At 47.2% G+C, this 9539-nt stretch carries 9 protein-coding genes; 1 reads left to right on the top strand and 8 read right to left on the bottom strand.

What is annotated here, in order from left to right:
• Window positions 1–239: 239 nt before the first annotated feature.
• The 4 genes from RMO35_RS05080 to thrB form a co-directional block, all read right to left on the bottom strand.
• Window positions 240–1076, bottom strand: coding sequence for a metal ABC transporter permease (locus RMO35_RS05080; RefSeq protein WP_396135603.1), 837 nt, complete (start codon window positions 1074–1076; stop codon window positions 240–242).
• Window positions 1077–1124: 48 nt separating this feature from the next.
• The gene (locus RMO35_RS05075) at window positions 1125–1898 is read right to left on the bottom strand and encodes a metal ABC transporter ATP-binding protein (RefSeq protein WP_309739020.1); all 774 of its coding nucleotides are present in this window, start codon (window positions 1896–1898) and stop codon (window positions 1125–1127) included.
• Window positions 1895–2893 (bottom strand): metal ABC transporter substrate-binding protein, encoded by a 999-nt coding sequence (locus RMO35_RS05070; protein WP_309739018.1) that lies wholly within the window; start codon window positions 2891–2893, stop codon window positions 1895–1897. Before RMO35_RS05070 ends, RMO35_RS05075 begins: the two co-directional genes overlap by 4 nt.
• A gap of 276 nt (window positions 2894–3169) precedes the next feature.
• Window positions 3170–4075 carry a homoserine kinase gene (thrB, locus tag RMO35_RS05065; protein ID WP_309739016.1) on the bottom strand — a complete coding sequence of 302 codons (906 nt, stop codon included), beginning with the start codon at window positions 4073–4075 and terminating at the stop codon, window positions 3170–3172.
• 426 nt (window positions 4076–4501) lie between these two features.
• Between thrB and hpf the strand changes: the two genes are divergently transcribed.
• On the top strand, window positions 4502–5140 hold the full coding sequence (hpf, locus tag RMO35_RS05060; protein WP_309739014.1) for a ribosome hibernation-promoting factor, HPF/YfiA family: 639 nt from the start codon (window positions 4502–4504) through the stop codon (window positions 5138–5140).
• A 190-nt stretch (window positions 5141–5330) separates the two neighbouring features.
• On the opposite strand, the gene RMO35_RS05055 is transcribed toward hpf, so the two are convergent.
• The 4 genes from RMO35_RS05055 to mreB form a co-directional block, all read right to left on the bottom strand.
• Window positions 5331–7325: a serine/threonine-protein kinase gene (locus RMO35_RS05055; RefSeq protein ID WP_309739012.1), complete on the bottom strand. Its 1995-nt coding sequence runs from the start codon at window positions 7323–7325 to the stop codon at window positions 5331–5333.
• 68 nt (window positions 7326–7393) lie between these two features.
• Window positions 7394–7984: a rod shape-determining protein MreD gene (gene mreD, locus RMO35_RS05050; RefSeq protein WP_309739010.1), complete on the bottom strand. Its 591-nt coding sequence runs from the start codon at window positions 7982–7984 to the stop codon at window positions 7394–7396.
• A gap of 17 nt (window positions 7985–8001) precedes the next feature.
• Window positions 8002–8823, bottom strand: coding sequence for a rod shape-determining protein MreC (mreC, locus tag RMO35_RS05045; RefSeq protein ID WP_309739008.1), 822 nt, complete (start codon window positions 8821–8823; stop codon window positions 8002–8004).
• Window positions 8824–8934: 111 nt separating this feature from the next.
• A partial coding sequence (mreB, locus tag RMO35_RS05040) for a rod shape-determining protein MreB (protein ID WP_309739007.1) occupies window positions 8935–9539 on the bottom strand: 605 nt, incomplete at its 5' end.

Raw genomic sequence — 9539 nt, 5'->3', positions numbered from 1 at the left:
CATTTGAATTCACTCAGACAGCCAGTTTTGCCGATGAAATCCAGCTTAGTCAGGTTGCCCAATCTCTGTAGCCAAAAAGTTATAGCAACCGCCAAGGCTGTTAGGACACAGCGATTGAAATCGCCGCTTGTGATGCAAAGTCCGCCTACGCGGACTAATTAGAAAACGTCCTAACGATCTTGGCTATTGCTATAACAGCCAGGATTTGTGCTTTGTAGTTAATAAACAACTGCAACTACTTATTTGTCTAAATACTGACGATCGGCGATCGTGACTGCTTGTGCATCTCTAGATTTAGCTAGTAAGCCATGCTTGGGTGCAAAAATCATGGCAACTAGAAATAATAGAGTTTGCAAAACGACTATGCAGCCGCCCGTAGAACCATCGATATGGTAACTAATATAGGTACCCACGACGCTCGAAAATATTCCTGAAGCCATCGCAATTAACATCATAATATCAAACCTGTCGCTTAACAGATATGCAGTTGCACCGGGTGTAACTAACATCGCGACTACGAGAATAATTCCCACTGTTTGGAGGGCAGCAACGGCAGTCAGCGCTAGGAGAGATAGTAAAACGTAGTAGAGAAAAGTTGTATTCAAACCGATCGATCGAGCATGGGTAGAATCAAAGCAAAACAGCATCAAATCTTTGCGTAAGATTGCTAAGGTTACTAAAGTAATCGCGCTGATAATTACCGTTTGGATGATATCACCGTCGGCAATTCCCAGGACATTCCCAAAGAGAATATGTGTCAGGTCGATCGAGCTGCGAACTTTAGAAATCAAGACTAAACCTAGTGCAAAAAATCCGGTAAATACTAAACCAATAACCGTATCTTCTTTAATTCTAGTTTGAGATTTGATAAACCCGATCGCGATTGTCGAGCCGACTCCAAATACAAAGGCACCGATCGCTAGCGGGATATTGAGCATGTAGGCAACTGCGACACCGGGCAACACCGCGTGAGAGACAGCATCCCCCATCAGCGACCATCCTTTGAGGGTCATATAACAAGAAAGTGCTGCACATACCATCCCGACTAACGCACTCACAAAAATGGCTTTCACCATAAACTCATACTGCAATGGTGCGACAAACCAATTAATTATATCCACTATTTATTGCTCCCGATTTACGCGATCTAATTGACTGGTGACGCTTGAAAAATCGCCCAAGGAACTATCGAAAGCACGAGAGATATTTTCAGGAGTAAAGACATCAGCAGTATTACCATAAGCCAGAATACTGCGGTTAATTAGTACCACCCGATCGCAGAAGGTTTTAATCGATGCTAGATCGTGCGTAGAAATTAAAATTGTATGCCCGGTTTGGCGAAGCTGAAGGAGCAAATCGATAATCATTTTCTCAGTCTTGACATCAACACCAGCAAACGGTTCGTCTAATAGTAAAACTTGAGCTTGTTGAGCTAGTGCCCGCGCAAAAAATGTCCGCTTCTTTTGACCGCCAGATAATTCGCCAATTTGCCGATCGCGTAAGTCCCACATTTGCACGCGTTCTAGACTTTCGCGGACTATTTGTTTGTCGATCGAGCGCGGTATTCTCAACAGGTTCATATACCCATACCGTCCCATCATCACCACATCGGCTACACTAACTGGAAAATTCCAATCCACTTCTTCTGATTGGGGCACGTAAGCAACGAGATTGCTTTTTTGGGCTTGATGAATTGACAACCCATTAATTAAAATACGTCCGCTGATGGGTTTTGCAAAACCCATAATTGCTTTGAACAGTGTTGATTTTCCCGCACCATTCATCCCTACCAATCCACAGATCGAACCACTATTAAGTTGCAGCGAAGCACTGTGGAGGGCGACTTTACCGTGATAAGCGACGGTTACATTGTGAATATCGATACCGATTGCATTCATTTGGTTGTCATCCCCTCAATCAGTGTGTTGATGTTGTACTCTAGTAATTTCAAATAAGTTGCTGCGGGGCCATTCGGTGGCGAGAGTGAGTCCACATAAAATACGCCCCCAAACTTGGCACCCGTCTCTTTAGCAACCTGAAGCTGCGCCCGATTATCGACGGTACTCTCACAAAATACAGTGGGAATCTGCTTAGCGCGGACGGTATCGATGACTCGCTCTACTTGTTTGGGGGTCGCTTGTTGTTCGGCGTTGACTGGCCAGATGTAGACTTCGGTGAGTCCATAGTCGCGAGCGATATAGGTAAAAGCACCTTCGCAACTGACTAAATAACGCTTGTCGGCGGGGATGCGGGCAACTGCTTGTTTGAGCTTAGTGTCGAGCGATCGAATCTGCTGGCTATAATTGAGGGCATTAGTGTCATAAGTCTGGGCATTAGTTGGATCGATTTTGCCCAGAGCTTGACGGATATTTTCGACATAGATCAGCGCATTTTTGGGAGACATCCAGGCATGAGGATTGGGTTTGCCCTTATAAGCATCGCTGCCGATCTCCACAGGTTGCACCCCCTCGCTGAGGGTAATATGCGGCACCGTGGGAAAACTATTGTAAAATCTCGTTGCCCACCGCTCCAAATTGAAACCATTATCGAAGATCGCGGTGGCACCCTGTCCCCGTCCCAAATCGCTCGGAGTGGGTTCGTAGCCATGAATCTCAGCACCGGGTTTGACGATCGATTCGACACCGATTTTATCGCCAGCCACATTCCGCGTCATGTCTGCGAGCACGGTAAACGTCGTCAGCACTACTTTCCGATCCGCTGGAGATTTTGAACCAGACTGCGATCCACAGCCACTAACCCACATTGTCAGTAATATCAGTGCAATCCCGGTGATGCTCGATCGAGTCGGCACCAATCCCGCTAACCGTGACGCTCGATCGGCATTGGCTGTCGGTTGATTCCAGATGAATTTTAGTCCGAACTTACGACCCATTACTACATTTCATAATTATCTCATATTCTTATATTAACATACGATCGAAAAAATGAAATGATGATGAGAACACAGGCAGCAGTAGCGTAATCGATCGCCCTACCGTAATCACAGCGGTTAGAAACCGCTGCTCTGCAAGGCAGACGCTTCGCGAACGGAATGCAAAGTCCGCCTACGCGGACTAATTGACTAGTCCGCGTAGGCGGACTTTGCATCATTAGCCGCGACTTCAGTCGCAGGCAAGAAATAAGTAGCAACCTAAGTTATTTAATGATGCTAACTACACACAGCACCTTGTAGATCTAATGACAAAGCTCTAGCGTCCACTCGAATATCGTGCTGTTCCCAAGCTTGCGTCATGGCTGTAGCAACGGCTTCAGCTCTGTCTGAACCGCTCAAAGCGAGTAAAGTCGGCCCCGCACCGCTAATTACCATGCCATAGCCCCCAGCGGCGATTACAGCTCGTTCTACGTCGGGATAGCCAGGAATTAGTTTTTGGCGGTAAGGTTGGTGGATGCGATCGGTTAATGCCGCAGCTAGCCATTGGGGATTACCCGTCTCCAATCCGCGTAACATCAAGCCTAGATGAGCCGTGTTAAAAATCGCATCGGCACGGCTGTATTCATTGGGCAACACGCTCCGCGCCTCAGATGTAGAGAGTTCAAAACTGGGAATCGCGACTATCGGCACGATCGTATTATGCCAGGGAATATCCGCGATCGCCCACCCACTTGCGGCAGTCGCGGCGAGTTGACAACCGCCAATCAACGCGGGCACTACATTGTCGGGATGTCCTTCCATCTCGATCGCCAGTTGCATGAGTTCTGCGGGTGAGAGCGGGTTTCCTGCCAGCACATTGGCACCGAGTAAGCCACCGACGATCGCGGTCGCCGAGCTACCCAAACCCCTTGCTAGTGGGACACCTAGCTTAATTTCGAGCTGAATCACTGGCGGCGTACGATCGATCCGATCGTACAATTTGAGAAAAGCTTGATAGGCAAGGTTATTGGCATCAGTATTGACTCTAGCGGCTTCGAGTCCTTGTACCGCGATCGTCAAAGTTTCCGTCTCGATCTTTGTCCAAGTAAACTGATTGTACAAGCTCAATGCCGCACCAATACAGTCAAATCCCGCGCCCAGATTAGCAGTGGTAGCAGGTACGCGAATTGTTACGGTATTCATAGGGGGAAGGGGATAGGGAGTTGGGAGTTGGGAGTTGGGAGTTGGGAGTTGGGAGTTGGGAGTTGGGAAGACGCAAGCGTCCTAATATTCCTACCTTTTACCACCTCTTACCTTCTACCATCTCCCATCTCCCATCTGTGATGTAAATGAATGTCACAAATTGCAAAGTCTTTTAACCAGTCACGCTAAACAATGTTGCAAATAGATTATAAATGCTAGTGTATAGTTAGTCACAAAAAAGGTGAGGTAGTTATATTATCCCTAGTTGGATAATCGCGATCCTAAAGCTGAAAACCCACTCTCGATCGGAGTTGGCAATTTTATCAGCTTAGTAAGTAAAATTCGCTACAGAGGAAACACTAGTTTCCACAATTTTTCTGCCTATCTCAACCTTAAACCCAATATCATATCCAGTGGGAGATGCTTATGAAGCTTGTGCTCCAGAGTAAGAACATCGAAATTACCGATGCCATCCGCGATTATGTCAATCAAAAAATCGAAAAGGCGGTCAGCCATTTTGAAAATATCACCACCGGGGTGGATGTAAATTTATCAGTTGCTAAAAATCCTCGCATTGCATCCGCACAGGTGGCTGAAGTCACAATTTATGCGAACGGGGCAACAATCCGCGCCGAAGAAGCCAGCGAACATTTATACGCAAGTATCGATTTAGTTGCCGACAAAATTTCTCGCCAATTGCGCAAGTATAAAGAGCGTAACTTTACTAAAAAAGATCGGACAGATCCAGCCGAAAATTTGGGAGAAGAATTAGATTTAGAGCTATTAGATTATAACCTCACCGACAATCGCGCTGCGACTTTACCCGCAGAAGTGGTGCGGACTAAATATTTTGCGATGTCGGCATTGACGATCGAGGAAGCTCTGTCACAGTTACAATTGGTCGATCACGATTTTTATATGTATCGAAGCGCAGAGACTGGTGAAGTGAATGTTGTTTATCGGCGCAATCACGGTGGCTTTGGGGTGATTCAACCACGTTCGACAAGTAATGATAAAAATGGTCGCGGTACTGGTGAAAAAGTATCGATTTCCAAAACAGTCTAGGTAATTAGCAACGATCGTTAGTAGGGGAAATATCTTGTCGGTTTCTTTATTCGGGTTCCCTCCGAATAAAACCGCCGCTGTCTTGTCTCGCATAATCCGGGAGATTCCCTCCCGGCTGCGTTGGCGAAGCCTCTGCCTTAGCAGATACCGCTTGATGAATTTCCCCACTACTAAATGTTAGAGAGATATTTCATGCTCGATCGGATCGCCAAATTTTAATCGTCCGATCCCAACTAGCGGTAATCAAGAACTTGCTGTTTATCTGAAACCCGATCGATCTGACGGCACTTTGATGAGCCTGGAAACTCTGAATTAATTGCTTAGTATTGGCATCCCAGAGGCACACCATCCCATCCATCGAGCCAGAAGCGATCGTTTGGTTATCGGGACTGATGGCAACGGTGAGAACGCCATCTTGATGCCCCTCTAATGTCTGGTGTGCTGATGTTCCCAGTTGGCGCACCTGGACGGTACGATCGGTACTACCCGTCACAATCAAACTCCCATTGCGACTAATTGCCAGCGCATGAATGGTGTGAGAGTGAGCCTCAATTGTCTTGAGTAATTGTTTGCGCTCGACATCCCAAAATCGAATCGTCCGATCGGCTCCAGCGCTAGCTAAGATTTTACCATTGGGCATAAAAGCCAGTGCCATTACCGACTCTTGATGTCCGTCGAGAGTATAGCTAATTTTACCTGTATCGGTATTCCACAGCCGAATTCGCCGATCTGCACTACTGCTTGCTAAGATTTTACCATCGGGACTAAACTGCACGCTGTAGACAAAGCCATGATGGCTATCAACACTGCTAAAATCCGCGTGTAATTCTTGAAGTGAGTTGATAATTGACTCTTTGCGGCGCAGTTGGACGCGGCGATTTTTGTCGCCGCTGGCAATTTGGCTGTAATTGGGACTAGCAGCTACGGCATAAATCGCATTGTTGGTACAATAGGTGGCGATCGGTTGTTGTGGCATGGTGAGGTTCCAAACGGCTACAGTACCCCCATCATCACCACTAATTAAATACTGACCATTAGTAAAGATCTCAATGGCATTAATTGGTTTACTATGCCAGGTAAAAGTATAGTCACACGTCCAGTTAGCCGTCGGTTGGATCGATGAGTTGGAGATCGGTTGGGGTGGTATGCCTAGCTCATTTAGTAAACCCAGATCGAACTGTTTAATGCTACTAGCTGGAGTGGGTGAAGGTGCGACGCGTGTTGGAAGTGCAGCGGTATTCTCTAGGATTTTAGGTTCGGGTAGATCGCCATTTTGAACTGGTAAATTAGCAACGTTTTTAGCTACTAATTCATCGATTACCGCTTGTGCCGTTGGATAGCGATCGATCGGTCGCGGTTGTATTAATTTATCGATAATTATAGCTAATTGCGGATCGATCGCCGTAGCAATTTTATCCTGCCAGTTCCATTGACTGCGATCGTCATCGAAGAGATTAAATGGTGAAACTCCCGTCCATAGATTGATACAAGTCACCCCGAGGCTATAGAGATCGCTAGACGCGAAAGCTCGCCCCCAGCCTTGTTCGGGAGCCATAAACTCGGGTGTGCCGATCGTCGTACCTTGGAGTTGCGATTTCCGATCGGCACCAGTGACTGCATTAGTTTTCGCAGCCCCAAAGTCAACTAGATATAGCTGACTGTTATCAGTGCGGCGGATGATATTTTCTGGTTTGATATCTCGATGAATAAATCCTAACTGATGGAGATAATTAAGTGTCGGTAAAATCGATTTTAATAATTCTCGAATCTGGGTAGCTGAAAAAGTACCCTGACTTGCTAACTCAAGTTTCAGATTTCGACCGTCGATAAATTCTTGAACTAAATATTGACGACCATCTGCGGTGATAAAGTAGGCAAGTAACTTGGGAATGTTGGGATAATCTAACTGCTCTAAGGCGCTAGCTTCTTGTGTAAACAATTCTCCAGCTTTTTGAGTTGCCGTAGTCCCTTCCACCTGCGGAAAAAATTGCTTGATGACGCAAAAAGGTTTCGATGGTTTGTCTTCATCGATCGCTTTAAATGTCCGCCCAAATCCACCTTGCCCGATCGGTTCTACGGCTAAATAGCGATCGCGCAACCGCAATCTCAGCCCACAATTGCGACAAAAGTTACTCTGAGGCGGATTTTGGGGATGCAGGCAACTCGGGTTGAGACAATAACTCATGAAACTACCCTCATCCTTCCCTCTGAATAAATCGGTGAATGCTTGACACTGCCGTGACGCTTGAAAAATTAAGCTAACTTATTTGCAAGCATTTTCTGCCAACAAAGCTGGAGTGGATAGTAAAGGATCGGCATCCATAAGCCGCTCAGCACCGCTGTAATTAGCATCGACGGACATTGGTTAGTCCAGATATGATTCAAGCTGTCTAAGCTGACTTCTGGCGATCGCTCGATCGCTGTTTCGAGCAGATATTGCAATCCCGTGACAGCTTCACTAACGATCGTCAAGCCAAATGCCGCGATGCTGGCACTGAACACTGTATCGTCCAGATAGCGGCGCTTGTGCAGCATAAATACCAGCACGCTCACAGTGGTTAAACTCAGTACGTGAGTAGGGACGGTTCCCAGGATATCCGTACTCGTAAATGTCATCCCGTCCTGAATCAACCCGAGGACGATCCCGGCTGTAGCTGCGTGCCATAGCGATCGATGTAGACTCCAGGCGACCAGCCACATCACCAGCCAACTAGGGCCGACGCCAAAAATTTCCATTCCCGGCAATCGCGTCGGTAACAACATCAAACACAAACCAGCAGACCCAACTACAGTGAGGAAGTAAAGTCCATTCCGAACTAGAGGGTGCAAATTATCGATATTCATGACGAGCAATTTAGCAACTAGCGGAGTTGGGTTGGTGGTTTAGTCAGCGCTGGCTGACTTGGTTTAGCCACTGGCTTAATAGCTTCGGCTGGTACTGCCCGAGGATCGTGAGGATGAACTGTTACCCATTCTAAAGCATTAAAGGGGGCGGTAAATTCGACGATCGCTTCTGGCGCGGGAGATTTATTTAAATTTAGATCGATTACTTTACCAACAGTCAATCCAGTCGGAAATAACTGACTCACAGCCGAAGTCGCGACGACATCACCAACTTTCACCGCCGGACGTTTGTCAAAAAACTGAAGCACCGCCTGATTGCTGCGGGTGCCTTGAAGGATGCCCATATTCCGGGTGCGGCTGATGAGGACGCCCATCCGATTGCTAGGATCGCTGACGAGTAGAACGCGACTGGTGTGTGGTGAGACAGCTACTATTCTACCAACAACGCCACCAGTACCCACGACGATATGGTCGATCGCGATCCCATCGGCACTCCCGCGCCCGATGACCACCTGCTGCCACCAATTATCGGCACTATGTAATAAGATTGGAGCCAAGATTCCTTTGGTCGGAACGGTCGCGCTGTAGTTAGCTAACTGCTTGAGTTGTTGATTTTGATTTTTCAACTCTTGGACTTCATTTTGGAGTTGCTCGACACCCGCAGTTTTGAGATAGTCGATCTGTTTTGCTTTGGGCTGGAATGGTTGCGAGAGTGTATGGTAAGCTTCAAAAACCAACGCGTTTTGCGTTTGCAACACTAGATAAGTCGCACCGATAATTGTCCCAAACCCAGCTAATTTGAGGGCGTTTTTATCCCACCAGCGGCGCAGAGTAAACATAGTTCGTTGGTTGTTGGTTGTTGTTAGTTAGTTATCAATGATTAATTACTACAAAAATAAGAATTAGGGTTTTGGAAACTTCGATAATTTCTCCGCCACCCTCATTCTCGATTAGAGACTGCGCGAGCGACCACTAAAGACTCGTTCCATATTTTTGAAGTCTTCAAGTACTTTGCCAGTACCCAAAACGACGCAGGTGAGCGGATCGTTGGCAATGTGCGTCACGATCCCGGTTTCATGACTGATCAGGGTATCGATGCCGCGCAGCAGCGCACCGCCACCCGCCAACATGATGCCGCGATCGATAATATCCGAAGCAAGTTCGGGCGGAGTCCGTTCTAGCGTCCGCTTGACCGCTTCGATAATCGTCGAAAGCGGTTCGGACATACTTTCCCGGATTTCGGGGCCTTTAATCGTCACTGTCCGGGGTAATCCAGACAACAGATGCAAGCCGCGAACTTCCATTGTCGTGTCGTTATCCTCGGGTGTAGGATAAGCCGAACCAATTTGGATCTTGATTTCTTCGGCTGTCCGTTCCCCAATTACGAGGTTGTGGACTTTCTTCATGTAGTTGACGATCGAATCACTCAATTCGTCGCCAGCGATTCGCACCGATTCACTGATCACCGAGCCTTGTAAACTCATCACAGCAACTTCTGTCGTCCCACCACCGATATCGACGATCATGCTTCCCGTCGGTTCGGAGACAGGTAAAC

It is taken from the genome of Chamaesiphon sp. OTE_20_metabat_361, assembly GCF_031364565.1.
Note: the sequence above shows the minus strand (reverse complement) of the source record. Positions and strands in the feature narration are given on the sequence as shown.

Coding starts and splice junctions, on each gene's coding strand:
- RMO35_RS05080 (WP_396135603.1), bottom strand. CDS start 1,076: ATGGTGAAAGCCATTTTTGTGAGTGCGTTAGTCGGGATGGTATGTGCA.
- RMO35_RS05075 (WP_309739020.1), bottom strand. CDS start 1,898: ATGAATGCAATCGGTATCGATATTCACAATGTAACCGTCGCTTATCAC.
- RMO35_RS05070 (WP_309739018.1), bottom strand. CDS start 2,893: ATGGGTCGTAAGTTCGGACTAAAATTCATCTGGAATCAACCGACAGCC.
- thrB (WP_309739016.1), bottom strand. CDS start 4,075: ATGAATACCGTAACAATTCGCGTACCTGCTACCACTGCTAATCTGGGC.
- hpf (WP_309739014.1), top strand. CDS start 4,502: ATGAAGCTTGTGCTCCAGAGTAAGAACATCGAAATTACCGATGCCATC.
- RMO35_RS05055 (WP_309739012.1), bottom strand. CDS start 7,325: ATGAGTTATTGTCTCAACCCGAGTTGCCTGCATCCCCAAAATCCGCCT.
- mreD (WP_309739010.1), bottom strand. CDS start 7,984: ATGAATATCGATAATTTGCACCCTCTAGTTCGGAATGGACTTTACTTC.
- mreC (WP_309739008.1), bottom strand. CDS start 8,823: ATGTTTACTCTGCGCCGCTGGTGGGATAAAAACGCCCTCAAATTAGCT.